The organism is Streptomyces monticola, assembly GCF_042665355.1.
Lineage (GTDB): Bacteria > Actinomycetota > Actinomycetes > Streptomycetales > Streptomycetaceae > Streptomyces > Streptomyces monticola.
Genome location: NZ_JBHTCF010000003.1, coordinates 273,588 through 298,999 on the forward strand (window position 1 = coordinate 273,588; position 25,412 = coordinate 298,999).

The following is a 25,412-nucleotide window of genomic DNA, read 5'->3' on the forward strand; positions in this document are numbered from 1 at the left end:
ACTCACAGGCATATGCGGCGCACCGCGAAGAGGCTCCTCGCGCGGCTCCCGGAGTTTCCCCGGCCGTGGGACGTGGAAGCCCTCTGCCGGTCCCTGTCCGAGAGCCGGGGCCGGCCGTTGACGCTGCACGCGGTCGATCTGCCCGAATTTCCCTTCGGCATGTGGATCGACGACGGCAGGGGCGACCGCATTCTGTACCGGTCGTCGGCCACGGGCTACCACAGGGATCACATCATTCTGCACGAAATCTGCCATATGCTCGTCGGCCCCGGAAAGGCAGCACAAAGAGTGGCGACTCGCACGCCCACCGCCCACAGCGACGCGGAAGAGGAGCTCGCGGAGACCTTCGCGGCCCTCGCCCTGAAGAAGGTCGGCCGGTTGCGCCCCAAGGGCGTTGGACCGGTGGAGCTACGCGCCGAAGAACTGCTCGGAGGAACGTGCGGTGCATAACGTCCCCGCCTGGGTCGAGACCATGCGCGGCGTCATTCTCGCCATCGTCTGGGCCGTGCTCGTCGTCCGCATCCCCGCGCTGTGGCGCTCCCGCCAACGCCCCGTCTGGGTCGTGCTGTTGGTGCTCGCGGCCGGTTCCCTGTTCATCCAGGCCGAGGTGGGTGCCTGGGTCGACGAGACGACCGGGGTCCCCAAGGCCGGTGAGCTGGCCGTCGCCCTGATCGCGCTCACCGACTTCGCCGTCGTGTGGTGGTTCGCCCTCTCGCTTCGCACCGTCGGGCATCCGACGCCGGCCTGGCTGCGGCGGGCCCCGCTGGTGTGCGCGGCGACCGTGGCCGTCCTCGCCGTCGTGTTCTTCGTCCTCACTCCCGAGCAGGACCGCTACGGCGAGCAGGCGCGCGGCTGGTGGGTGGCGTACGCGATCGTCTGGATCGGCTACGGGCTGCTCACCGCCATCGGGGCGGGCGCGGTGTTCTGGCGTTACGGCCTGAAGATGGTCAGCCCGGTACTGCGCCTGAGTGTGCTGCTGCTCGCCGTCGGCACCACGGCGGAGGTGCCGTATCTGGCGATCCGGGCCATCCGCTGGTTTGACCCGCAGGTCGCCTCGTCACTTCAACTCGCCGGTTTCTGGTGTTCGTTCGCGCGCTTCGTCCTGGTCGCGATCGGCTGCTCGCTCGCCGCGATCGACCCGCTGCGCAAGGCGTCCCTGTTCTGGTACCGGCGCCAGCGGATCTTCCGCCTTTGGCGGATGCTGCGGCAGGCGACACCCGAACTCCTGGTGGTGACACCGCAGTCACGTATGTCCGATCTGCTGACGTTCCGCAATTCCTGGGAGCTGTTGCACCAGCGGGTCATCGACATCCGCGACAGCATCATTTTCCTGCGGGACGGCTGGGCCACGGAACAGCTTCTGCGGCAGGCCGCACAGCAGGCGCCCGACGCGGACCGGCACGAACGCGACCGGCTCCTGGCCACCGCCTGCTGGATAGAGGCGGCCCGCCGTGACGCGCTCGCCGGGGCCCCGAAGATTCACGAGGAATTGCAGCAGGATCTGCTGCCCGAGGTACACGGCAGCGAATCGACGATGCACCGCGAGATCAGCTATCTCCTCCGCCTTTACCGCTTCCTCGGATCCCGGCGCGTCACCGAATTCGCCACGCAGGTACACAAAAGCCCACAGGGCGCGGTGAATTGAGGCCCACGCCCACTCCCACGGGTCCGCACACGCACACCCCCCACACGTAAGTACCGTAAAGCGGAGCACGCATGGACAACCCCCGGCTCGCCCTGCGCGCCGCCCGGCTCTTCGACGGCGAAGCCCTGCGACCGGGTCCTGTGATGGTCCTGGTCGAGCAAGGGCGGATCAGCGACGTCGACTTCACCGGGGCCGCACCGCCCGCCGACGCGGCGGTCACCGACCTCGGCGATGTCACGCTCCTGCCGGGCCTGGTGGACGCCCACACCCATCTCGCCTTCGACCCGGCGGGCGACACGGAGCGGCAGATGGTCGCGGACGACGATGCCACCGTGCTGTCCCGGATGCGCGCCCATGCCGCCCGCGCGCTGCGGGCCGGCGTCACGACGGTCCGCGATCTGGGCGACCGCGGCTACCTGGCGCTCCGCCTTCGCGAGGAGTACGCGGGCGGGGTCCCTGGACCGCGGATCGTCGCATCCGGCCCCCCGCTCACCAGCGCCGGCGGCCACTGCTGGTACCTCGGCGGCGAGGCCGAAGGCGTGGCACAGGCGGTGGCCGCCGTGGCGGAGCGGGCCCGCAACGGCGTGGACCTCGTCAAGATCATGGCGACCGGCGGCATGACCACCAAGGGCTCACGGCCCGGCGGCGGTCAGTACGACCTGGCCGAACTGCGCGCCGTCACCGAGGCCGCACACGCCCACGGCCTGCCCGTCACCGCGCACGCCCACGCCGCGCAGGGCATCGCGGACGCCGTGGCGGCCGGAGTCGACGGCATCGAGCACTGCACGTTCATGACCCCGGACGGCATCCGCTTCGATCCGCGCACCGCCGAGGCCATCGCCGAACGCGGCGTCTTCGTCGGCTGCACGGTGGCACGCCCCCGGGCCGATATGCCGCCCGCGGTCCTCGGGACCCTCGACCCGTACTGGGGGAACCACGCCACCATGCACCGCCTGGGCGTGCGCACCCTGTGCTGCACCGACGCGGGCATCAACCCGCACAAGCCGCACGACATCCTGCCCGCCGACCTCGCCTACTTCGCCTCCCGCGTCGGCACCCCCACCTCGGCCCTGGCCTCGGTCACCTCCCTGGCCGCCGAAGCCCTGAACCTCACCGGCCACAAGGGCCGCATAGCCCCCGGCCACGACGCCGACCTCCTGGCCGTACCGGGCAATCCGCTCGACGACCTGACGGCCCTGCGCCGGGTTCACGCGGTGTACCTCGCGGGCCGCCCGGTCGTTGAGGGCGCCACGGGCACCACGGGCACCACGGGCACCACGGGCACCACGGGCACCACGATGCCTTCGCGGGCCGGACAGGGCAGCTGACCGATCCGGCCAGGTTCACAAGACCGGCCCAGGACTCAGACCGGCCGCGAGCATCGAGACCGATGTCGAGTGGCACTCACCGGACCCGCCGCACAGCATCGGGGCCGTGGCCCCGTATGCGCCCCTATGGCCGAAGGAGGCGGGAATGAATGTCGACGAACTCGTCTCGGCGCTCCAGCGGCAGCGGCAATTGAGTGTGGGAAAGCTGCACAAGGGCCCGTACGAGGTGCGCCTCGTGCTGCCCGACGGAAAGGACGGCAACACCGTCGCCTATGTCCATCAGGGCCGCGAATCGGGCGCCAAGCAGCACCTCGTCCTCAGCGCCGACGAGGCCCGGACGCAGGTGGTCGCGCACGGCACGGCCAGCAACGCCAGCCGCCAGTTGTCCTCGTACACGGTGACGGACGCGCGGGGCAAGACCCTCGGGACGTTCGGGCGGGACGTCAAACGCTCGGCCCTGCGCCCGACCTGGCGTCTGGAGCAGCCCGGCCTCGGTCTCTGCCTCGGCAACGAGGGCCGCTCACGCGCGGTGGCGCGGCGCGCATGGCACCTGATGCCGACCAGCATCCGGACCTGCTCCCCGGTCGACGTCGCCGAGGACATGCCCTACCGGTACGAGTTCCGCAAGGGCGACGCCTACGGCTTCACCGTCGGACGGGGAGCCTTCGACTGCAAGATCTGCACCCCCGAGATCACCGAGGCGGCCCTCGCCCGCCGAGTCCTCCTGACGCTGGCGGTCGTGATGGCCGGACTGCAGCTCACCGAGTTCCGCGGCTGAGCCGTCAGCGGTCTCGCGCCGATACTGCCCCCGAGTTCAGTCGCCGTGCAGGGCGTCGCGGATCGCGTCGCGTACCGGGCGGACCGGGGCCGGGTCGTGGGCGGTGTCGATGACCACGTGGTGCAGGGGGCCGGTCCAGGCGTGCGGGGGGCGGTAGCCCGGGACGACGGGCAGGCCGCGGTCGTGGCCGACGCACAGGCCCGTGCCGCCGTGCTGGAAGGTGTAGGGGAAGGCGCCGCCGAGGGGGGCCTCCGCGAGGTCCGTGCCGTCGGCGAAGAGGGTGAAGACGGCCTTCTTCGCGTCGTAGCGCACACCGAGCAACTGCCGCCCCGGCAGCAGCGGTTCGGGGGCCCGCACCTCGTCCAGGTCACCGGCGCGGGAGCAGGCGAACGCGAGCCGCCCGGCGTCGGCGTACAGGACGAAGCCGCCCGTCAGGTCGCCGAGTGCGCACAGCACTCCCTCCGCCCCGGCCGCGGGCACTTCGGCGTCGGCGGTGAGCGTGAACCCGCCGAAGAGCAGGGGCAGCGCCTCGTCGTGGACGGGGCCGCCGCCGGGGAGATACACGGCGCGCGCGGGCAGCGGCTGTGCCGGCGGGATCATCGCCGAGAGGCGCTCCTGCATCCGGTCGTCCAGGGGCAGGACCTGGTTGCGTTCGGCCTCGTCCGACCACAGCTCCGCCAACTCGCCTACGACATCGGGGTGTTGGTCCGCCACGTCGTGGGCCTCGGCAAAGTCCTCGTCCAGGCGGAACAGTGACCAGCGGTCGGTGGCGAAGTCCCGGCTGCCGGGCAGGAGCCGCTCCTCGTCGGCGACGCCGCGCGAGACATGGTCGGTGGTGGCCTTCCAGCCGCCGTGCACGATCGACCGGGAGCCCAGCATCTCGAAGTACTGGGTGCCCCGGGGCGCGGGCGCGTCCGCCGCGTCGAGCACGGGGAGCAGGCTGCGGCCGTCCACCGGCTGCTGCGGCACACCGTCCACGACGTCCGGTGCCGCGACACCGCAGGCGTCCAGGATCGTCGGCATCAGGTCGACGGCATGCGCGAACTGCGGGCGGACGGCGCCCGCGTCGCGGATCCGGCGCGGCCAGTGCGCGACGAGCGGGGCGCGTGTGCCGCCCAGCCACGTGTAGCGCTTCCACAGGCGCAGCGGCGTATTGCCCGCCCAGGCCCAGCCCCAGGCGTAGTGCGGATACGTGGCGGGGCCGCCCCAGTCGTCGAGCGCGGCCAGGTTGCGGGCCGCGGTGTCGCCCATGCGGGCGGTGAACCGGTGCTCGTTGGGCGTGCCGAGCTGCCCGCCCTCGGCGCTCGCGCCGTTGTCGGACATGAGCAGGACGAGGGTGTCGTCGAGGCGTCCGATGCGGTCGAGGAAGTCGAGGAGGCGGCCGATCTGGGCGTCGGCGTGCGTGAGGAACCCGGCGTACACCTCCTGCATGCGCGCGAACAGCCGCCGCTCGTCGCCGTCCAGGGCGCGCCAGTCGGGGATCCACGGCGGCCGGGGCGTGAGCGTCGTATCGCCCGGCACGATGCCGCGCTCCACCTGGCGGGCGAAGGCACGCTCGCGCCAGCGCTCCCAGCCCTCGTCGAAGCGGCCGCGGTACACGTCGCTCCACGCGCGCCCCACATGGTGCGGGGCGTGCATCGCGCCCAGCGGGAAGTACAGGAAGAAGGGCTTGTGCGGAGTGGCGTGATGCTGGTCGAGGACCATGCGGATCGCGGTGCCGGCCAGGTCCTCGCTGAGGTGGTAGCCGTCGTCCGGGCCCGCCGGGGGCTCGGTGTAGTGGTTGTCGCGCACCAGTTGGGGCGCCCAGTGGTTGGTGTCGCCCTGCAGGAACCCGTAGAAGCGCTCGAAGCCGTAGCCGAGCGGCCAGCGGTCGAAGGGCCCGGACGCGGTGCGTTCCCAGCGCGGGGTCAGATGCCACTTGCCGACGGCGAGCGTGGAGTATCCGGCGTCGCGCAGGAGCCGCGGCAGCGGAGCCGCGGACTTGGGCAGCCGCGCGGTGTAGCCGGGGTACGCGATCGGCAGGTCCACGAGGAAGCCCATGCCGACGGCGTGATGGTTGCGGCCGGTGAGCAGCGAGGCACGGGTGGGCGAGCACATGGCCGTGACATGGAACCGGTTGAAGCGCAGGCCGCCCGCGGCCAGGCGGTCCATGTGCGGGGTGTCCATGTCGGCGCCGTAGCAGCCGAGTTGGGCGAAGCCGAGGTCGTCGAGGACGATGACGACGACATTGGGGGCGGCGGCCGCGCCGGAGGCGGCATCGGATCCTGCGGGGTCCGGTCTCGGCTCGCGGGGCACGGCTCGGCCTCCCGGAAACGGCTGCGGGGCGGACCCGGCGAGTGTGCGGGGTCCGCCCCGAGACCACAAGGGCCGTGCGCGGCTGAGCTCCGCGCGGGCTCCTCGGAAGGCCGGAAAGGTCAGAAGGGGAGCAGCTCCTTGAGCCGGTCGGCGAGCGTCGGGCACGTCGGCTTCACCGCGTGCTCGGGGTCGAGGGCGTTGAGGGCGAGGCGCGTGGCGACGGGGTCGGACACCGAGTTCGGGTGCCTGGCGTCGTTGTCGGGGCACACGTCCTGCAGCAGGATGTTCTTGACCTTGTGGCTCGGCTCGGTCGGCTTGAGGAACTGGTCCTTGGGGCGGGTGACGACGGAGTCCTTCTTTGTGGCGATGACCGTGTAGTCGACTCCCGGCAGGGTGTCCCCGCCGGCGTTCAGCTTCTTCATGAACGGCGAGCCCATCCGCTGGTCGTTGCAGGCCGGACACGGGATGTCGACGATCGGCCCGACGATGATGTCCGTCATGCCCTTGACGCTCTCCAGGAGCCCCTCCAGATCGGGGTTGCTCTCGATCAGGCTTTCCTGGAAGTCGGAGTTGCCGGTGCCGTGGCTCGACGGGGAGATGCCGACCAGGGTGCGGACCTTGTCCTTGCCGCCCTCGAACTTCATGTACTGGCGGGGCATCATGCCGCCCTGCGAGTGCCCGACGATGTCGACCTGCTTCTTGCCGGTCGCTTGCAGGACGCCGTCGACGAAGACGGCGAGCTCCTTCGCCGACTTCGCGACGGAGTCGATGCCGCCGACGACGAGGCTGAGCAGTCCGCCGGACTTTCCGTAGTCGAGCGAGAAGACGCAGTACCCGGCCTTCTTGTAGTCCTTGGCCGTCTCGCCCCACACCCGGCCCGCGTCGAAGGTGCCGTGCACCAGGACCAGGGGCCGTGGGTGTGCCGCCGAGGGTTTGCAGGACCAGTCGTTGACCCCTGGCAGGTTCTTGGTCTCGAACTTCTTCGCGGCGGCCACCTTGTCACCGAACGGCTCGTCGGCCGGCTTGCCGGCGGGCCCGGCCACGGCTGCGGCGGGCGCCGTCATGAGCACCGCCGTGGCCGCGGTGGCCGCACAGACGGCGGTGGCACGCCTGGACCACCGGGAGAGGGGCAGGACCCACCGGGAGAGAGAGCGAACAGGCATACGGGACCTCGCAGTTACGTCAGGGGCATGGCAGGTCTCCACCGTCATCCAGCCCGTCACTCTGCGCATCACGGACTGCTCCATTTGATGACCCTCCGCACTCGGACCGCCCGCGCACACGGCAAGGACCGGGCCGCGTCAGGGGCCGTGCGGCGCCTGGGTAGAGTGCCGCGAATGAGCAAGCGGAACGGGGGCGCCGCGCCCGGCCCGGAGCGCGGACGCGCACTGGACGGACACGGCGGATACGACGGACACGACGGATACAGCGGTCACGACGGTCACAGCGGATACGGCCGCCACGGCGGACGCCACGGATACCGGGTGCGCCGCAGACACCGCGGACTCCTCGGACACCGCGGACTCCTCGGCGCCCTCATCGCCTGCGCACTCCTGTGCACGGCCGCCCTCCCCTCGGCACACGCGGCCGCGTACACGAGCGGGACCGCCACGTACAAGAGCGGGACCGCCGCGCACAAAGAGGCGACCGCCGCCGCGCGCCCCACCCCCGCCCCCGAAGACCGCCGCACCCAAGCCGCCTACCTCGCGCAGCGCCTCCGCGAGAACCCCGTCTACATCAGCGACCAACTGCCCCGCGAGGTGCCCCGTTCCCTCGCCCCCGACTTCGCGCGGCTCGCGAAGCGTGCGGATGTGCCCCTCTACGTCATGGTGCTGCCGGGCGAGGCCAACACGGCCGAGGGGCTGCTCGGCAGCGTCCACGACGAGTTGGGCCGTGACGGTGTGTATGTCGCGCTCGACCACCTGGGCGTGAACGAGGCGATGTCGTTCGGCGTGGAGGCCCCGGCGGACGACGCCCAGACCACCGCCCTCTACGAACTCCCCTACGACGCGGGCGCCCTCCTGCAGTTCAAGCGGTTCACCGAGGTCCTGGCCCTGGACAAGAAGGCGGCCGCCGCACGCGCGGAGGCGGCCCGCAAGAAGTACGGCGACGGCGACGACGAGCCCGCGCAGCTGCATATCTCGAGCACCGACCGGGACAACCAGTCCTTCGTGACCGGTATCGCGCTGACCACCGTCCCGCTGCTCATCCTGCTGCTCGGCCCGTACTTCCGACGACGGCGCCACCGGCTGCGGCACGGCGAGACGCCACAGACCGGCAAGGCCGCCAAGACAGGCAAGGCAGGCAAGGCGGGCGCAGCGAACAAGGCGGGCGGCAGGAACAAGAAGCCGGGGGCGTCCGGCGCCGCGGATCCCGCCCTGCCCCGTTTCATGCCCCGCCCCCTGGAGGCCGTTCTCGCCGTCGTGGCCGCCGTGGCCATCGGCGTCGCGGCCCCGCAGGTCTTCGACCAGACCACGTCCGAGGCCGCTCCCCCGCCCACCCCAGCCGATATGACGGCCCGCGTCGACCGCGTCGCCGCCGGTCTGCGCCAGGACCCGGTGTACACCGACGGCGAGAGCCCGCAGCAGCTCACCGCGGGCCGCATCGCCGAACTGCGCCGCGCCGCCCAGCAGTTCGGGCCGGGCGACGTGTTCATCGCCGTCGTGCCGCAGCTGACCGAGGACGAGTCGGGCGGCGAGCAGATGGTGCTCGCCCGCTATCTGCACCAGCGGCTCGGCAAGGACGGCGTGTACGTCCTTGCCGACCCGCTCAGCGGTGACATCGAACTCGTCAACTACGGGCTCAAGCTGGACGGCAATTACCTCTTCGACCTGCCGGACGGCATCGCCTACGAGAACCTCGACGACGACAGCTCCGATCTGCGCCTCGGCGACCGGCTCGACCGCCTGATGACCTTCCTCGACAAGGCGCCCAGGACCACGGAGGCCGGCGGGCCGCCCTACGAGGCCGACACCCCCGAGGACCCCGCCGCGGAACGCACGCTCGCGCCGCTGTACTCGGGTGACTTCTGGCCCGGCCTGTTCGTGGGCGCCGTATGCGCGCTCCTGCTGTTCGGCGTGGCCGCGGCCGGGATGGGTCTCACGCGCCTCGTCCTGCGCGGACGCACGACCACGGGCTCCTCCGGACCAGCCGCGCAGGGCGGCTTCAAGGCACCGGCGGCGCCTTCGGCGACGTATCTGCGGCGTACCGCACGCAGTGAAATCGACGCCCTGTCGGGCGAGTTCGACGCCGCCGCGCCCGAGGGCGCCGTCCGGCTGCGGGTGTGGGACTGTCTGGACGCCGCGACGCTGCTCGTGGACCGCGACTCCGACCAGCGCGTCGACGACGACGCCGGGGCCGCCGAACTGGCCACCGCCATCGTCCTCGCCCGGGTGGGCCGCACCTATCTGAAGCGGAACGAGGTGGGCGTCGCCGACAACTGCTGCCACGTCAATCCGCTGCACGGCGCGGCCACCGGCAGACGGCGGGTGCGCCGCCCCGAAGGCGTGAACCGGCGGGTGCCGATGTGCGGCGGCTGCCTGAACACCATCCGGGACCAGGCCCCGGTCCCGGCCGCGCTGCGGCTGACGCTGCCGGGCGCGGGACGCGAACGCATCCCCTACGAGGACGCGGCGGCGCCGCTGCCCGCGGTGCGCGACGGGATTCCCCGACTGATCAGCCAGGTACAGGAGTACGCCGGTGTCCAGTGATGTCAGGCGGCTGTCCAGTGGCGTCGGGCGGCGCCTCGCAGGCGCCGTGCTCGCCTTCGCCGCGGCCGTGGCGGGGCCGCTCACCGTGGCCTGCGGTACGGCCGCCGCGGCCGACAGCCCCGGCCAGAAGATCGCGGACGCACTGCGCAAGGATCCGGTCTACGTCGATCCGTCGTACGCCGGAGCCGTGCGGCCGCAGCAGCGGGAGCGGCTCACCCGGCAGATCGAGAAGACGGAACTGCCCATCAAGGTCGCCCTGGTGCCGCTGGTCAAGGGAGACGCGTTCGGCGGCGACCCGGATGTCCTGGCGCGGGTCGTGCACGACCGGCTCGGCGCCGACGACCTCGTCCTGATCACCACGAGCGATCTGGGCGACTGGCTCAGCGGCTACGAGTGGCCGGGCGAGAAGCACCAGGCATCGGCCGCCGTCAACGCGGTCGGCCACTTGGAGGAGATGGACGACGCGGGGCTCGCGGCCCGGGTCGCCAAGGCCGTCGAACTGGTCGACGAGGGCAACGGCAAGAAGGTCTACGAGGACGCCACCGCCGATCTGAACGACCCCGGCCCCGGCTCGACCGACGGCTCGTCCGGCGGCTCTTCCGGCGCCGGGGACACGGCTGCGTCCGATGACGGCTTCCCGTGGCCTGCGGCGGGCGCGGGCACCGGCGCGGTGCTGCTGGTCGGCGCGGTCGGCTACGCGCTCCGGCGCCGTCGCCGCGGCGGCCGTGCCCTGAGTGCGCCCGGCGCCCCCTTCGCCTCGCCGCAGGCGGTGTACGCCGCGGCACGCGCGGCCGACGAGGCGGAGCTGCGGCGCCGCGCCGAGGCCGAGATCCTCGCCCTGTCCGAGGCGGTGCAGGAGGCGGAGACCGCCGACGCGTCGGAGGAGAGCACGGCCCGAGTGCTGTGGGCCCTGGACGCGTACGACGCCGCGAACACGGTGCTCGCCGGCGCCCGTGGAGTGGCGGACCTGGCCGGGGTGCTCGCCCTGGTCGCCGAGGGCCGCGACGCTCTGAGCGGCGCGGACGCCGCCGGTCCCGGCCATCCGCTGTGTTTCTTCAACCCGCTGCACGGCCGTGCCGTACGCCGCCTTCGCTGGCGCCCCCTCGGCCGGCGCCGACAGCTCGATGTGGCGGGCTGCGCGGAATGCGTGGCCGCGGTACGCGCCCGCCGCGCCCCCGAAGTGCTCACCGACCGCACCGACGAAGGGCGCGAGGTGCCGTACTTCGAGGTCCCCGCCGACCGCAGCGTCTGGGCGGCGACGGGCTACGGCTCGCTGGTCCGTGACGGCCTCGCGGGCCGGGTGGCCAGGGGTGACTTCTCGCGCGGCAGGACGCGTGAATAGGCTGCCGGGATGGAACTCGGCACCGCCCTGTGGTCCTTCGCGCTCGTCGTGGGGCTGCTCACCGTCACGCCCGGCATCGACACCGCGCTCGTCCTGCGCACCGCCGCGCTCGGCCGGCGCCGCCGCGCCTGGGGCGTGGTCCTCGGCATCCAGACCGGCACGCTGCTGTGGGGCACGCTCACCTCGCTCGGCCTGACGGCGCTGCTCACCGCCTCGCAACTGGCGTACGACATCCTGCGCTGGGCGGGTGCCGCGTATCTGCTGTGGCTCGGCGGCCGCATGCTGTGGCACACGCTGCGCCGCACCGACCCCGGGCCGGACGACGGCAGTTCGGACCCCGCCGCAGGTGACGGTCTGCTCGGCGGCTGGCGGCAGGGCACGCTCACCAATCTGCTCAACCCCAAGGTCGGCGTCTTCTACGTCGCCGTCCTGCCCCAGTTCATCCCCGCCGGCGCCCCGCACTTCGCCATGGGTGTGCTCCTGGCCTGCGTCCACGTCCTGCTCGGGCTCGTCTGGTCGACCGCCCTGATCGGCTTCGCCCACGCCCTGCACGGCTGGCTGCGGCGCCCGTCAGCCCGTCGCCTCATGGACCGTGTCACCGGCACGGCGGTGATCGGCCTCGGCGTGCGGCTCGCGGTCTCCGACTGATCGCTTCGACTTCTCGCCCTGCCGGTCAGGGGCGGCGGTTGTGCGTGCCCGGCGTATAGCCGAACGAGCGGCGGAAGACATCGATGAACGCGCTGGTCGACGCCCAGCCGCAGCGGTGGGCGACGGTGGTGACCGGCAGGTCGTCGGCCAGCATGCGCAGCGCGTGGTAGAGCCGCAGCTGGGTGCGCCACTGGGGGAACGTCATGCCCAGTTCGGCGCGGAAGAGCCGGCTGAGGGTGCGCTCCCCTGCTCCCGCGGCCGCGGCGAAGCCGGCCAGCGTGCGGGGGTCCGCGGGGTTGCGGCGCAGCAGATCGCAGACGGCTGCGAGGCGCGGGTCGCGAGGCACGGGCAGCTGCACGGGCTCCTGCGGTGAGGCGCGCAGCCGGTCGAGGAGTACCGCGCGCAGACGACGGCTTTCCGGGCTCTCGTCGTGGGGCTCGCGGGTGCAGGCGAGGATCAGTTCGCGCAGCAGCGGGCTCACGGCAAGGACGGTGGGCTGGGACAGGCCGAGCGGGTTGGTGTCCGCGGGAAGGCCGAGCAGATGCAGCGCGATCCGGCCATGGGCCCGGTGGGCGTGGACGCAGCCGGCGGGGACCCAGATCGCGCGGTTGCCGGGTGCGAACCACGTTCCGGACTCCGTGGTGACGGCGAGCACGCCCGAGCCCGCGTAGACGATCTGGTGGTCGTCGTGGCGGTGTGCGTCGATGCGCTCCCCGGAGGCGAGGACCTGGCTGCGTGTGGGCGCCTCGGGAGTGTGGCGGATATCCGGCATGGATTGGCACTTTATCGGAAGCGCGCCAGCGCGGGTCGCGGCCACGATGAGGCGGTGACCGACGACCAGATCTCGTACAAGGAACGCAATCGGCGCTCGGACGAAGGGAGTTCGGGCGGCCCGCCCGGAAGACGTCCGCGGCCGCTCACCCTGCTTTCGCTGAGCCACGCGTGCGTGGACGTGTACCAGGGCGCGGTGGCCGCCCTGGTCCCGTACTTCGTCGCCGAGCGCGCCTACTCCTACGCCGCCGCCTCGGGTCTCGTCCTCGCCGCATCGCTGCTGTCCTCCGTCGTGCAGCCCCTGTTCGGGGCGCTCACCGACAAGTGGGCGATGCCCTGGCTGCTCCCGGTGAGCACGCTTGCGGGCGGCGCCGGGGTGGCCGCCGCCGGGGTCGGCGGCTCCTACGCCCTGACTCTCGCGGTCGTGGCGCTGTCGGGGATCGGCGTGGCCGCGTACCACCCGGAGGCCGCCCGCGCGGCGCGCAGCGCGAGCCGCGGCAGTCATACGGCGATGGGCTGGTTCTCCCTGGGCGGCAACGTCGGTTTCGCCGCCGCGCCGCTCCTCGTCTCCGCTGTCGTCGCCACCGGCGGCCTGGGCGCGTCGCCGCTCCTGGCCGTCCCCGCCCTCGCGGGCGCGGTCCTGTGTGCGGGGGCGGTACGCGGCATCGCACGTAGCGGCGCCGCCACCTCCGGCTCCCGGCCGGACAGGCCCGCGGGAGTTGACGACTGGGCGTCCTTCATCAGACTGTCCGGGGCCGTCGTCTGCCGCTCGGTCGTCTTCGTCGGCCTCGGCGCGTTCATCTCCCTGTACGCGAGCGGGCGCACCGGAGGCGGTGAACTCGCCGGTACGGCCGCGCTGTTCGTGCTCTACCTCGGCGGCGCGGCGGGCACGGTGGCGGGCGGGCGGCTCGCGTCCCGCTTCGGCCGCGTCGCGGTCGTGCGCCGCTCCTACGCCCTGACCGTCCTCGCCGTGGCCGGGGTCGTCCTGGTGCCCGGCCCCGCGCTTTACGTGTTCGTCGCCCTCACGTCGGCCGGCCTGTATGTGCCCTTCTCCCTGCACATCACCCTCGGCCAGGACTATCTGCCGCGCCGCGTGGGCACCGCGAGCGGCGTCACCCTGGGTCTCGCGGTCAGCGTCGGCGGTCTCGCCACCCCGCTCATCGGCGCCCTGGCCGACGCCACTTCCCTGCGCACCGCCCTGCTCCCGCTGATCGCGCTGCCCGCGGTGGCCTTGCTGCTGCTGCGTACGCTCAAGGACCCCGGGCAGCTCCCTTGTGCGCAGGGAAGCCGCTGAGGCCCGCCCCTACGAGCGCGGCTGCACCGGCGTCAGCACCCCCACCCTGCGCTCGACGGCCGCGGCGGCGTCCAGGCACAGGTCCTCCCGGTAGGCGGAGGCCACCAGTTGCACCCCCTGCGGCAGTCCTCCGACGACGGCTCCGGGCACCGCGACCGCGGGCAGACCCGCGAAGCTGGTGGCCGAGCACAGCCGCATGGCACGGGTCACCCGCTCGTGCCCCTCCAAGTGCGCGGATTCCAGGCCGGGTTCGACCGGCGGCTCGGTGAACACCGGGCCGAGCAGCAGCGGGTAGCGGCCAAGAAACTCCGCCCAGGCGCGCTGGATGCTCAGGCGCACTCCGGTCAGCCGCAGATACTCGGGCAGTTCGGCGGGCGCGGCCCGCTCCATGGACATCTCGATGTACGAACGGCTCGACTCGGGGATGATCCGGCTGATGGCGGGCCACACGAGCGAGAACTCGGTGTGGATCATCCGCCCGTACGCCTCGACGGTCTCGGCCAGGCGCGGCACGTCGGGCACTTCCTCCACTTCGTACCCGGCGTCCTGCAGCGCGTCCGCCGCCGCCGCGAGTGCCGCCCGCACATCGGCGTGTACGCCCTGGCCGCCGGGGTCGGCCACCAGGGCGACCTTGAGCGGGCCCTCGGGCGCGGGCCCGTACAGCGGCACGGGTACGGCGCGCGGGTCGCGCGGGTCGGGGCCCGCCAGCGCCTCGTACGCGAGCCGCAGATCACCGACCGTGCGCGCCAACGGGCCGTCGACCGGGATGAGCTGGGAGGCGAGGGTCGGATCTTCGGGGCCGAGGCGGTGGTCGGCGGGGAAGCGCCCGAAACTGGGCTTGAGGCCGGCGATACCGCAGAAGGCGGCCGGGATACGGACCGAGCCGCCCGAGTCGTTGCCCAGGCCGAGGGGCACCATACCGGAGGCGACCGCGGCGCCGTCGCCGCCGCTCGTGCCGCCCGGGGTGCGCCCTGAGTGCCATGGGTTGGCGGTCTCGCCGAACAGCTCGCTGCGCGGATGCATCCCGCCGAGGGTCAGATCGGGCATGTTGCTGTGCCCGACCGGGATCGCGCCGGCCGCGCGAAGGCGGGCCACCGGCGGTGCGTCCACGGCGGGCGCCAGGTCCTTGAACCGTGCGATGCCGTGCGTGGTGGGTACGCCCCCGATGCCGATGTTCTCCTTCACCGTGAACGGCACTCCGGCGAGCGGCCCGAGGCGCTCCCCCGCCGCCAGCCGCCGGTCGAGCGCGGCGGCGTCCTCGCGGGCGCGGTCGGCGAGCAGCCGGGTCACGGCGTTCACCGCGGGGTTGACCTCGGCGATCCGCGCGAGATGGCTCTCGGTGACCTCAAGGGCGCTGACCTCGCCGCCCGCGACGGCCGCCGCGAGTTCGGCGGCGGTGTGCTTCCAGAGTTCGGTGCCGGTGTCGGCGCCGGTGCCCGTGTCCATGTGTCGTACGACCTTCCTGTCCGGTCCGCCTGTGCCGTTCTCCGGCCGGACGTCCACGTTCTGATGCGCTTGCATCGGAAAAGATTGTAGACTGCTTTCCGATACGCACGCATCGGAAAAATTTCCGCCCAGGGACCGCACGGGAATCCGCACCCGCAGGGGCACGGACCGAGCCGACGGAGGATGAACCGCACATGCCGCGACAGGTGGACTACGACGAGCGGCGCCGGCAGGTCGTCGAGGCCGTCTGCCGGCTCGCCGACGAGCGCGGGCTCGAGGGGGTCACCCTGCGCGACGTGGCCGAGCGGGCCGGTGTGTCCATGGGGGCGGTGCAGCGCTGCTTCCGCACCAAGGACGAAATGCTGGTGGTCGCGCTCACGCACGTCAGCGAGGAGTTCGCCGCCCGGGTGCGCACCGCCGATGAGGACTCCCCGGCCGCCGCCCTGTCCCGCGCCGCGCACGACGTGGCGCTGATCGACACCGGCCGGCGTCCCGAGGCGCAGGTCTGGCTGGCCTTCGTGGCCCGCGCGGCCGTCACCCCGCATCTGGCGACGATCCTCAAGGGCGCCTACCCGCAGGCGCACGCCCTGCTGACCCGGCTCATCCGCGCCGCCACCGGCGCCCCAGCCGCCCGCGCCGGACGCGAGGCGCGCACGCTCCTGGCCCTCGCGGACGGCCTCACCGTCCAGACGCTGCTCGGCCAGCTCGACCGCGCCGAGGCCGGGAGGGTCCTCGACGCCTATGTGAAGGGGCTCGGGGCCGAGTAGGCGTCGGGGCGGGCCGGGCGGCTCCCGGCCGCCCGGCCCTCAGCACCCCGCAGCCGCGGGCTACCTCGGGTACAACTGCTCGCGCGGGACGACCTGTTGCTCCTGTCCCGGGCTCGACCACAGCAGTTTCATATGGGCCTCGCCGGTCTGCTCCGCGTACTCGATCCTGATCGAGTGCCGGGTGCCGGCCTTGAGGTTCACCTGGGCCTTGTCGATACGGGGCTCGTGCGGCGACCACGCGTCGATGACCAGCGTGCCGTCGATCCAGACGCGCACCTTGTCGTCGGAGACCGTCGACAGGGTGTACGTCTCGCTGCGGCGCGGCTCGACGGCGCCGGTCCAGCGGATTCCGAAGCCGTCGGACGCGATGTCCGGGTCCGGTGAACCGGTGAACTTCCAGGAGTGGTTGACGCTCGGGTCGGTGCGGGTGACCTTCGGGCTGCCGGAGAGTTCGGGGGTGTCGAAGATCTCCTGCTTGAGGCCCGTGCCCCGGCCCGCGGGTGCGGTCGGGCCCGGGTCCACGGTCAGCTCGATGACGGTGGCGGTGGGGTTGGTGGCGGTACCAGACGGCTTGAGGTCGTAGCCGTCACCGGACTTGGTGACCTCGACCCGCTGGCCGGAGCCGAGCACCCGCGCCGACTTCACCGTGAAGTCCGTGCGCGCCTTCAGGTGCAGGGCCGAGCCGGCCGCGGGCCACTGGGTGACGGCTGCGTACAGCTTGTCGCCCTTGCGGCTGACCGTGCCCCACTGCGGCTCCTCGACGAGGCCGCCGAAGCCGGCGCCGTGCACGGCCTCGCCCTGCCCGGCGGTGCGCAGCCAGGTGCCCATCTCCTTCAGGCGCTCCACGGAGGGCGCCGGGATGCGGCCGCGGGCGTCAGGGCCGACGTTGAGGAGATAGTTGCCGCTGCGGGACGTGGTGGAGAGCAGATTGCGCACGAGGGTGGTGCCGGACTTCCAGTCCTGGTCGTAACGCGCGTACCCCCAGTGCCCGTTGAGGGTCATGCACGACTCCCACAGCTGGCCGTCGACCGGAGCGCCGGGGATCTCCTGCTCGGGGGTGCCGTAGTCGCCGTCGACGACACGGCGCTTGCCGACCCGGTTGTTGATGACGAGTCCGGGGTCGAGGCCGCGCAGATACGCCTCGAGGCGTTCGCCGTCCCTGGCCGTCCAGGGGTTGTTCGGCTTGTCGGTGGCCCATTCGCCGTCGAACCAGAGCAGCGCCGGGTCGTAGGTGTCGATCAGCTCCTTGAGCTGGGCGTACATCCGCTTCTCGTACTTGGGGAAGGTGGCCGGGTCGGGGAAGTCGGGGTCGTGCCAGTCCCAGATCGAGTAGTAGAAGCCGAGTTTGATGCCCGCCTCGTCGGAAGCCTTCTTGAGCTCGGCGAGGATGTCGCGGTTCTTGTCGAAGGCCGAATGGTCGCGCAGATTCCAGGAGTTGACCTTCGTCGGCCACATCGCATAGCCCTCGTGATGCTTGGAGGTGATGACGATGTACCGCATCCCGGCGTCCTTGGCCGCCTTGACCACGGCCTTCGCGTCGAAGTCGGCCGGGTTGAAGGTGGCGGCCTGTTTCTCGTACGCGTCCTTCGGGATGTCGCACTGGCGCTGGATCCACTCGGCGTCCCGGCACACGGTCCCGTCGGGCCTGGTGTACTCGCCCTCCAGGTTGGAGTAGGCGCCGAAGTGGATGAACATGCCGAAGCGGTCCTTGCGGAACCAGCTGGTGCGGTCGGCCGAGAAGGGGTCGTCGGTGGCGTAGTCGGTGCCGGGTCCTGCCGTAGACGGTCCGGGTCCCGCCGCGGACGGTCCGGGCCGGGGTGCGGCGGAGGCCGTGGGCAGGACGGCGGCGGCGAGGGCGGACGCGAGGAGCAGGGTCAGTGCGGTGACTCTTCGCCTGGTGCGGCCGTGGGGTGTGCGCATGGGGCGGCTCCTGAGTTCGTCGGATCGCTGGGGACCGTAGAACCGCAGACATCCGATGTCAACGCCTGCAACTGGCCTCAGTTCCGGCCGAGTTGAGCCCACTCCCCCAGATCGCTCCGATGTTTCCGCACCCGTCTCACCCCGCGCGCCCCACTCCGAGCAGGGGCCTGGCCGCCACCGCCAGGACCACCGCGAGGCCCACGGCGCACACACCCAGGGCGCCCTGGTTGGTGAGGAGCCCGGACGCGGCGCCGGCGAGGGCGGAGCCGATGGGCAGGCTGGACATGATGCCCACGCGGGCCACGGCGTTGACCCGGCCGAGCACCCCTTCGGGAGTGAGTCGCTGACGGAGCGTCACCAGCGCGATGTTGATCAGCGGGGAGCTGAAGCCGAAGGCGAACTGGGCCGCCGCGAAGCCCGCCCAGGACCAGGCAGGCGTGGTGGCGGCCAGGATGAAGCCGCCGCAGGTGAGCAGCGCGAGTCCGGCGAGCACAGTCCTCGGCTCGCCCCAGCGGCGGATCACCCGGGCCGTGAGCGCCGAGCCGATCAGTGCCGCCGCCCCTTCCGCCGCCAGGCACACCCCGATCACCCGCGGCGACAGCTGCAGATCGCGGGCGGCGAACAGCACGTGCAGGGCCATCAGGCCCGCCGTGAACAGATTGGCCGCCGCGCCCGCGACGATCACCAGGAGGATGGGCCGGTGGCCGACGACGAAGCGCAGCCCCTCGGCGAGATCGGCGCGCAGACCGCGAACACCCCTGCCGGGCGCGGGCGTTGACACCTTCTGCCGCAGGGACAGTGGCGTGAGGGCGAGGATGCAGGCCGCCGACACCGCGAAGCTCGCCGCGTCCACGGCCAGGGCCCCGGGCGCGGAGAACTGCACGACGAGAAAGCCCGCGGCGGTGGGCCCGAGCAGCTGGGCGAACGAACGGCTCATCTCCAGGCGGCTGTTGGCCCGCGCCAGGCCGTCGGAGCCCACCGTCAGCGGCACGAGGGTCTGATACGCCACGTCGAAGAACACACTGAAACAGCCGGTGACGAAGGCCAGCCCGAGCAGTACCGGCACGGTGAGCAGACCGAGCGAAGAGAGCAGCGGGACCGCCCCGATCAGGACGGCCCGGCAGACATTGCAGAAGATCATGGTGCGGCGCTGGTCGCGCCGGTCCGACCAGGCGCCGGCGATCAGACCGAGCAGCACCACCGGCAGCCACCCGGCGGCGGTGATCAGGCCCATCTGCGGGCCCGACGCGCCGAGCACGAGCACGGCGGTCAGGGGCAGGGCGACGAGAGTGATCTGCGTACCGAACAGGGAAACGGTCTCGCCGGCCCACAGCAGGTGAAACGCCTTGCCCTGCCGCCCTGTTGGCGTGGTCACGGCGTCGGAAACCGTCTTGTGCATGCCGCTCACCGCAGGAACGTCGCGGTCAGCGAACGGCGGGGCGGAGCCGCGGACGCCGGGCTCTCCACGGCGTGCCAGGACGTCCGCGATCTGACGAGTACCGCACTGCTGCCCGGCAAGGGGGCGTGCGCGGCGACGGTGCGCGCGGTGTCCGGGCCGTCGAGCACGAGCAGCCGCCCGCCGTGCTCCTCGGTCCACCCGGCGCTCAGATAGAGGATCTGCGTGACGAGCTTGTCGGCCTTGTCCACGTGCGGGGCGAGCCAGTCACCGCTCCCGTACTCCCACAGGCTGACGGCAAGGCGCGCCCCGGAGAGATCGACCCCGGTGAGACGGGCCACGGCGGTGGTGTACGCCGGGCAGGCGAGGGTCGCGAGCAGCTGCGGCCAGGGCCCGCCGGGCCACTGCGCCCGGTCACCGAGATCGATGCCGTGGGTGCCGAGGCGGTATGTCTTGTCCCCGGTACGCCGTTCGCTGCGGTCGAGCCGGTCGAGCCGGTCGGACGGGAAGGCGGCGGCCAGGCCGGCGGCGAACGCGGGCGCGACGGCCCGGTCGAGCCAGGCGTACCGCCAAGGGGCGCTGCGCAGACGGGTGTTGGCGAGCCCGTCGAGGAGCGGAGCGTGCAGCGTGTCGGTGGGCGGGGCGTCGGCGCCCGGGGCCTCGGTGTACGGCGTGTCGGTGTGCTGGACGTCGGTGTACAGCGTGTCGGAGTGCTGGGCGTCGGTGTCCATGGTGGGCATGGGGCGGTCCCCGGGTCAGAGGGCGGCCTGGAGCGCGCTGCCTGCGCGGCACGCTTCGAGCTTCGCGGGCAGCCGGTCGTAGCCCCGCTCCAGGTGGCGGGCGCCGGAGATGTGCACCGCGCCGCCGCTGCTCGCGAGGGCCGCGACGACCAGTGCGGCGGCGCAGCGCAGATCGGTGGCGTGGACATGGGCGCCCGCGGCGGGCGCGTGCAGCCCGGAGCGGCCGATGGCGATGCCGTCGGGGACACGGCGGGCGTCGGCGCCGAGCGCGGTGAGGCCGTCGAGGTAGTGGTAGCGGCCCGACCAGACGCCGTCGACGATGCGGGTCGGCCCGGGGCAGCGGGTGGCGAGGACGGCGAACAGCGGCTGGGAGTCGCTGTAGACGGAGGCGGGGTCGACCCGTATCTCGGGCAGCGGCGCGAACGCCCCGTGATCGGGGCCCGCGACGGTCACGCCCGAGGCCTCCGGGGTGAACGTGAGGCCCGCCCGGCGCCACAGGGCGTACTCGGGGCCGAGGCCGTGCTCGATGGTCCGCGGTGTCACGTTGGCCAGGTGGACGGTGCCGCCGGTGACGGCCGCGATGGTGGCCCAGGTGACCACTTCGAGCAGGTCGGGCGGCAGATCGTAGGTGAGCACGGCGGAGCGCCCCGCCGGCCGCGGGGTGATCTCCACGCTGGTGCCGGTGCGGGTCACGGTGGCGCCGTCGGCCGCAATGAGGTCGAGCAGGGCACGGGCCTCGGCCTTCTGGTAGGGGCGGTGCAGGACCGTGGTTCCGTCGGCGAACGCGGCGGCGAGCAGGGCGGCCTTGGTGGCTCCGGAGTACTCGGGCCCGGTGAGGTTGCGCGGGTCGTCGGCGAACAGGGCCAGGTCGAGTTCCCCAGCCTGGAAGCCTTGGTGACCGAGCGTCAGTTCGCGGCGGCGTTCGTCGTAGCGTGCCCCGAAGTGCTCGAGTACACGCACGATGTGCCGCCAGGGCCTGCCGCCGTCCGAGCCGCCGCCGATGGGGCAGCCGCCGAACGCGGAGAAGCCGACGCGGCCTTGGGCCGCGAGGAGCGCGGGCAGCAGGTAGAGGCTGCCGTGGATGGCGGCCGCCGACTCCGGAAGTGTCTGCCCCGCGCGCATGCGGCTTCCGGTGCCGGTGCCGGGGTCCAGCAGCAGGCTGGATCCCATCTGCGTGGTGCTGATGCCGAGTTGGGGCAGCAGCCGCAGATAGGTGCGGGTCTCCAGGATGTCGGGCACGTTGGTGAGCACGGTGCGGCGCCCGGCCCCGATGGCGTACGCGACGGCGAGGACCTGCACATGCTTGAAGCCGGAGACCGACACGGTGCCGTCGACGGGTACGCCGCCGCGCACCGTCAGTACACCGGTGTCGTGCGGGGCGGCCGGTCTGGGCAGGGCGTCCACGCTCATGACAGCTCCTTCAAGGTGGCGGCGAGCGGCTGCAGATCCCGCCATACGGGGGTGTGCGGATGACCCGGCACCGTGGCGCCGGACACCGTGGCGCCGGACGGCGGGGCGCCGGACACCGTGGCGCCGGACGGCGGGGCGTCGGACAGCTGTGCCGTGCGGTCCAGGAACGCGGTCTGGAAGCCCGCTGCGGCCGGTCCTGCCACGTCGCAGTCGACGCGGTCGCCGACGAACAGGACCTGTCCGGCGTCGTAGGGACGCAGCTGCCGCAGCGCAGCGGCGAAGATGCGCGGGTGCGGTTTGCGCGCGCCGACCCGGCAGGACACCGCGCAGGCCCGCGGCGCCAGGGCCGCGGGCAGCAGGGTGCGCAGCTTGCCCTCGACATCCGGTGAGGCGTTGGAGCACAGCACCCAGGGGATGCCGAGTTCGTGCAGCGCTTCGAGGGCCGGGAGCACATCGGGGTACAGCACGAGACTGCGCCGCGTGATGATCTCGCGCAGTTCGTCGAGGAGTTGCGGGGTGACGGGCACCCCGGCGTAGTCGGCCGCCGCACGCCAGGTGCGCGTCTCCCACGCGGCGTACTCGTCGGGGCTCGGCTCCGTGTCGAACTGGGCGCTGCCGTTGAGGCCTTCGACCAGGTCGACCAGGTGCCGGGTGTCGAGCCGCTCGCGGTTCTCGGCGGCGGCGTACAGGGCCTGCGCGGGGCTGCCGACGGTGCCGGGCTGCCAGTGCCCCAGCGTGCCGAAGAAGTCGAAGGCCACGGCGTGCACCGGTTTGCGGATCAGCGGGTCAGCCATCGGCTGCTCCTCCCTGGAAGTGGGCGGCGGACTCCCCCTGGAGCCGGGCGGCGATCCCCGCGGCGTCCGCGGTGCGGCCACCCGCGTACAGGACCCGCACTCCGTGCCCGGCGGCGAGGCGGCGCGTGGCCGGCAGTTCGACGCGCCGGTACCTCGACGCGGTACGGGCGATGCCGCGAAAGCCCCGCCCGGCGCTGAACCGCCCGTCGGCGCGCAGGTGTTGAGGCAGCGCGTCGACGTGCCCCAGATAGATGCCGAGCGTCCTGCGGACCAGCCGCGCCAGGCATACGGCGGGCCCGGGGTCGAGGACGACCAGGTGGGTGGCGCGGCGCAGTCGCACGTCGAGGGTGGCCTGGAAGTTCCCGGCGATGATCCAGCGGTCCGTGCCGGTGACCGACTGCTGCCGGATCTGCCACTCCCCGGGCCCGGGGCTGCTCCAGCCGGGGCCCCAGTACAGGTCGTCCAGGTCGTACAGCGGCAGTCCGGTGCGGGCGGCGAGCCGCACGGCGAGCCGGGTCTTGCCCGCTCCGGGCGGCCCCGCGACGACGATCCTCAGCCCGCCCTTCTCCACCGCCTCCATCACGGCCTGCCCCAGTAGGCGTGGACGAGCAGCGCGCGGCGCGGGGCACGGGCCTGCGCGGTCACCGGGAACACCTCGTGCCAGGAGTCGTCGGAGCGGGCGAAGGCCAGGGAGTTGCCGCCACCGGGCGTGAACGTCCGTACCGGCAGGGCTTGTCGGGGCTCCGCGTACAGCCCGAGGCCGCCGCCCCACTGCGGCCGCCACCCGGGGCACAGGTAGATGTTCTGCGAGAACGCCTTGTCGGGCCTGTCGGTGTGCCGGGACATCCAGCCGCCGCGCACATACTCGGTGAGACGCAGCTCCACGGTGATGTCCGCGTCGGGCAGTCCGAGCAGCTTGCAGATACGGCGGCCGTAGTCCGGCGCGGCGAGTTCGCCGGTGAGCCGTCGCCAGCTGTCGTCCAGGCGGTCCGCTTCGGGCGCGGTGCGGCCGTGGTGGTGGAGCGTGAAGGCGTTCACGGCGTACGTCTTGTCGCTGCGGCGCTCTTGGCCTGCCGTGGTGGCGGTGCGCAGCAGCCCGGCCGGGAAGGTGGCGGCGAGCCGGGCGGCGGTCGCGGGCGCGAGCAGGGCCCCGGGGTCGAACACCGCGTGCGGGAAGGGCAGTTGATGCAGTTGTGTGGGCTCAGGGCGCACCAACACTGCCGAACCGGCCGGGCGCAGAGGTGTCGTCACCGCACCCTCCATCGTGTCCGCCACACCCACACCTCGGATCCGCTGACCACGGCGGCCTTGAGGGTGTGCATCTGGTCGGTCAGGTCGTCCGGGACCGGCAGCGGCAGCCGCTCGGGCGTGCTGCCGAGTTCGGCACGGCGCGGCGGGTGGCTCACCGCGCTGTTCTTGAACGCGGCCTTCCACACCACATGGCACCTCCCGTGTTCCGTCTCGGGGTTGACCTCAAGGGCGGGCCGCGGCCCCGGCACGAGCCGGAAGGTGACACAGGAGCGGCCGGTGTCGGGGGTCAGCCGGCGGTTGCCGCAGTGCGGGCAGTCGTGCCGCTGGTACCCGGAACCGCCGAGCAGATCGCGGTAGTCGGTGACGTGCAGGCGCTGCCCGCAGACCTCGCACCCTTCGTGACCGGTGCGTTCCCGTTCCCGCCACATCGCGGAGGTCAGCAGGTCGCCGGGGTCGGCGCGGTCCAGGAGCAGTTCGAGGGTCTCCGCGACCGTGCCCGCCCAGGCACCCAGGAGCTGCCGGGTGGCCTCGGGGCCGCCGGGGTGGGTGACGAGGCCGTGCGTGGCGCCGTTGGCGAGCCTGCGTACGGCGGTGAAACGGGAGGCCTCGTGGCGCCGGCGCAGATCCGCGAGCCGCTCGCCGAGCGCGAGTGCCCGCTCGTGTCCCGGCACCGCCACGAGCGCGGTGCTCAACTGCCCGTACAGCAGCCGCATCCGGTCCAGGTCGGCGCGGTGCGCGTCCAGGTCGGCGGGGCGCGGACCCCAGTCGGGCGCGATCCGCAGCGTGGCCTCGGGTGCGGTGGCGGGCAGGACGTGGTGCCGGTGCCCGTAGACGCTGTCGGCACCGGGCCGCAGCGGTACGTCGTCCAGCACCCGGACGGCGAAGTGCCGCTCCCCCGGCGGGAGTTCACGGCTTCTGCGGACGGTGGTCCCGTCGGCGGACAGCGTCTCGGGGTCCGCGGCGGGCCCGGTCACCGTGGGCGCAGACGGGGCGGACGCCGAAGGGGCGCCGAAGAGGCGGTAGCGGACCCGGCCCCGTCCCGATACGTCGTCCAGGTACTCCCGCACCCGCGCGGGCGCGGCGCCCCGCGCCAGCACGTGCAGGCCGCGGGTGATGGCCGGGGACGCTGAGGCGTTGCCCGCGGGCGCGACGACGGTGGCGGCGTATCCGTCGAGGAAGCCGACCGCCACATTGGTCGTGGACGGAAAGGCGGGGTCGACGAGGCTGCCCGCCTTGCAGGCGACGAGGTACACGGTGCCCGCCCTGATGTCCGAGCACAGGACGACGTCGCTCTGGCGCCGGGCGCGTTTGCAGGCGGCGCCTGCGCGGCAGCCGCGCTCCAGGGGAAGGCCGGTGGCGAGGTCCAGCTCGACCTCTGTGTAGAGGCCGCAGGCCACCAGTTCGCCGAGGTCGAGATGGCCGCCGTCGCCGTGCGCGACGACCACGAGCTGCCGCACTCCCGCGGTGAGGATGTGCCGCACCTCGGCTCCGTCCAGGGCGCGTTCCTCGCCGTCGACGATGCGGGTGCCGTGCAGGGTGTCCACGAGGAGCGTGTCGTGGGGCCATGCGACGGCGCCGAGCCGCTTTCCCTTGGCCCGGGTGAAGCGGACACCCTCAGGCCCGAGCCCGAGGACGCCGTCGGTACGCGAGTTCAGGTTCCGGTACAGGCCGTTGAGGTCGTCGGGCGCACTCGTGTCGTCGGGCCCGGTGACGGGGCTGAGCAGGGGGTAGGGGGCGGTGACGGCATCGTAAGACGTCTGGGCGTCATGTCCGCCGTCGTCCGGCGCCCCGATGCCGTACCACTCCGCGACGGCCCGTCGGCCGCCGTCGGCCGCCGCCGCACGGTCCGTGGCCCCGGTCATGGGAGACGTGGTCAT

At 72.8% G+C, this 25,412-nt stretch carries 21 protein-coding genes; 9 read left to right on the forward strand and 12 right to left on the reverse strand.

The features are described from left to right. Positions 1-12 precede the first annotated feature (12 nt). From ACFQVC_RS09650 to ACFQVC_RS09665, 4 genes are all read left to right on the forward strand, one after another. Positions 13-450 (forward strand): hypothetical protein, encoded by a 438-nt coding sequence (locus tag ACFQVC_RS09650; protein ID WP_381828931.1) that lies wholly within the window; start codon positions 13-15, stop codon positions 448-450. Next, positions 443-1,645, forward strand: coding sequence for a DUF6545 domain-containing protein (locus tag ACFQVC_RS09655; RefSeq protein ID WP_381828933.1), 1,203 nt, complete (start codon positions 443-445; stop codon positions 1,643-1,645). The genes ACFQVC_RS09650 and ACFQVC_RS09655 overlap by 8 nt, the downstream gene beginning before the upstream one ends. A gap of 71 nt (positions 1,646-1,716) precedes the next feature. Then, positions 1,717-2,973, forward strand: a complete 1,257-nt coding sequence (locus ACFQVC_RS09660; RefSeq protein WP_381828935.1) for an amidohydrolase family protein — start codon at positions 1,717-1,719, stop codon at positions 2,971-2,973. A 145-nt stretch (positions 2,974-3,118) separates the two neighbouring features. Further along, the gene (locus ACFQVC_RS09665) at positions 3,119-3,751 is read left to right on the forward strand and encodes a hypothetical protein (RefSeq protein ID WP_381828937.1); all 633 of its coding nucleotides are present in this window, start codon (positions 3,119-3,121) and stop codon (positions 3,749-3,751) included. A gap of 36 nt (positions 3,752-3,787) precedes the next feature. Here the strand turns inward: ACFQVC_RS09665 and ACFQVC_RS09670 are convergent, their stop codons facing one another. Both ACFQVC_RS09670 and ACFQVC_RS09675 read right to left on the reverse strand, forming a co-directional pair. Next, positions 3,788-6,046 carry a sulfatase-like hydrolase/transferase gene (locus ACFQVC_RS09670; protein WP_381828939.1) on the reverse strand — a complete coding sequence of 753 codons (2,259 nt, stop codon included), beginning with the start codon at positions 6,044-6,046 and terminating at the stop codon, positions 3,788-3,790. 119 nt (positions 6,047-6,165) lie between these two features. Next, positions 6,166-7,209, reverse strand: a complete 1,044-nt coding sequence (locus ACFQVC_RS09675) for an esterase/lipase family protein (RefSeq protein ID WP_381828941.1) — start codon at positions 7,207-7,209, stop codon at positions 6,166-6,168. A gap of 174 nt (positions 7,210-7,383) precedes the next feature. On the opposite strand from ACFQVC_RS09675, the gene ACFQVC_RS09680 reads away from it, so the two are divergent. From ACFQVC_RS09680 to ACFQVC_RS09690, 3 genes are read left to right on the forward strand one after another with little or no spacing between them, the layout of a single operon-like run. Then, the gene (locus ACFQVC_RS09680; RefSeq protein ID WP_381828943.1) at positions 7,384-9,756 is read left to right on the forward strand and encodes a hypothetical protein; all 2,373 of its coding nucleotides are present in this window, start codon (positions 7,384-7,386) and stop codon (positions 9,754-9,756) included. Next, the gene (locus ACFQVC_RS09685) at positions 9,746-11,098 is read left to right on the forward strand and encodes a hypothetical protein (RefSeq protein ID WP_381828945.1); all 1,353 of its coding nucleotides are present in this window, start codon (positions 9,746-9,748) and stop codon (positions 11,096-11,098) included. Before ACFQVC_RS09680 ends, ACFQVC_RS09685 begins: the two co-directional genes overlap by 11 nt. A 9-nt stretch (positions 11,099-11,107) precedes the next feature. Then, on the forward strand, positions 11,108-11,746 hold the full coding sequence (locus ACFQVC_RS09690; RefSeq protein WP_381828947.1) for a LysE family translocator: 639 nt from the start codon (positions 11,108-11,110) through the stop codon (positions 11,744-11,746). A gap of 25 nt (positions 11,747-11,771) precedes the next feature. Here ACFQVC_RS09690 and ACFQVC_RS09695 read toward each other — a convergent pair whose 3' ends face one another. Continuing rightward, the gene (locus ACFQVC_RS09695; RefSeq protein ID WP_381828949.1) at positions 11,772-12,518 is read right to left on the reverse strand and encodes an AraC family transcriptional regulator; all 747 of its coding nucleotides are present in this window, start codon (positions 12,516-12,518) and stop codon (positions 11,772-11,774) included. Between the two features lie 150 nt (positions 12,519-12,668). Here ACFQVC_RS09695 and ACFQVC_RS09700 point away from each other — a divergent pair, with 150 nt between their 5' ends. Continuing rightward, positions 12,669-13,811, forward strand: coding sequence for an MFS transporter (locus ACFQVC_RS09700; RefSeq protein WP_381829528.1), 1,143 nt, complete (start codon positions 12,669-12,671; stop codon positions 13,809-13,811). A 9-nt stretch (positions 13,812-13,820) separates the two neighbouring features. Here the strand turns inward: ACFQVC_RS09700 and ACFQVC_RS09705 are convergent, their stop codons facing one another. Next, complete coding sequence (locus ACFQVC_RS09705) at positions 13,821-15,257, reverse strand: amidase (protein ID WP_381829530.1); 1,437 nt, start codon at positions 15,255-15,257, stop codon at positions 13,821-13,823. A 194-nt stretch (positions 15,258-15,451) separates the two neighbouring features. Here ACFQVC_RS09705 and ACFQVC_RS09710 point away from each other — a divergent pair, with 194 nt between their 5' ends. Further along, a complete protein-coding gene (locus tag ACFQVC_RS09710) occupies positions 15,452-16,024 on the forward strand; it encodes a TetR/AcrR family transcriptional regulator (protein ID WP_381828951.1) in 573 nt (190 codons plus the stop codon). Between the two features lie 60 nt (positions 16,025-16,084). Here the strand turns inward: ACFQVC_RS09710 and ACFQVC_RS09715 are convergent, their stop codons facing one another. From ACFQVC_RS09715 to ACFQVC_RS09750, 8 genes are all read right to left on the reverse strand, one after another. Continuing rightward, positions 16,085-17,944, reverse strand: a complete 1,860-nt coding sequence (locus ACFQVC_RS09715; protein ID WP_381828953.1) for an alpha-L-fucosidase — start codon at positions 17,942-17,944, stop codon at positions 16,085-16,087. A gap of 136 nt (positions 17,945-18,080) precedes the next feature. After that, positions 18,081-19,343 (reverse strand): MFS transporter, encoded by a 1,263-nt coding sequence (locus tag ACFQVC_RS09720; protein ID WP_381828955.1) that lies wholly within the window; start codon positions 19,341-19,343, stop codon positions 18,081-18,083. 5 nt (positions 19,344-19,348) lie between these two features. After that, on the reverse strand, positions 19,349-20,080 hold the full coding sequence (locus ACFQVC_RS09725; RefSeq protein WP_381828957.1) for a 2OG-Fe(II) oxygenase: 732 nt from the start codon (positions 20,078-20,080) through the stop codon (positions 19,349-19,351). A gap of 15 nt (positions 20,081-20,095) precedes the next feature. Then, complete coding sequence (locus tag ACFQVC_RS09730) at positions 20,096-21,490, reverse strand: hypothetical protein (protein ID WP_381828959.1); 1,395 nt, start codon at positions 21,488-21,490, stop codon at positions 20,096-20,098. Then, positions 21,487-22,284, reverse strand: a complete 798-nt coding sequence (locus ACFQVC_RS09735) for an HAD family hydrolase (protein WP_381828961.1) — start codon at positions 22,282-22,284, stop codon at positions 21,487-21,489. The genes ACFQVC_RS09730 and ACFQVC_RS09735 overlap by 4 nt, the downstream gene beginning before the upstream one ends. Next, positions 22,277-22,867 carry a P-loop NTPase family protein gene (locus ACFQVC_RS09740; RefSeq protein ID WP_381828963.1) on the reverse strand — a complete coding sequence of 197 codons (591 nt, stop codon included), beginning with the start codon at positions 22,865-22,867 and terminating at the stop codon, positions 22,277-22,279. The genes ACFQVC_RS09735 and ACFQVC_RS09740 overlap by 8 nt, the downstream gene beginning before the upstream one ends. Then, complete coding sequence (locus ACFQVC_RS09745) at positions 22,864-23,535, reverse strand: 2OG-Fe(II) oxygenase (protein WP_381828965.1); 672 nt, start codon at positions 23,533-23,535, stop codon at positions 22,864-22,866. Before ACFQVC_RS09745 ends, ACFQVC_RS09740 begins: the two co-directional genes overlap by 4 nt. Next, on the reverse strand, positions 23,532-25,412 hold the full coding sequence (locus tag ACFQVC_RS09750) for a hypothetical protein (RefSeq protein WP_381828967.1): 1,881 nt from the start codon (positions 25,410-25,412) through the stop codon (positions 23,532-23,534). Before ACFQVC_RS09750 ends, ACFQVC_RS09745 begins: the two co-directional genes overlap by 4 nt.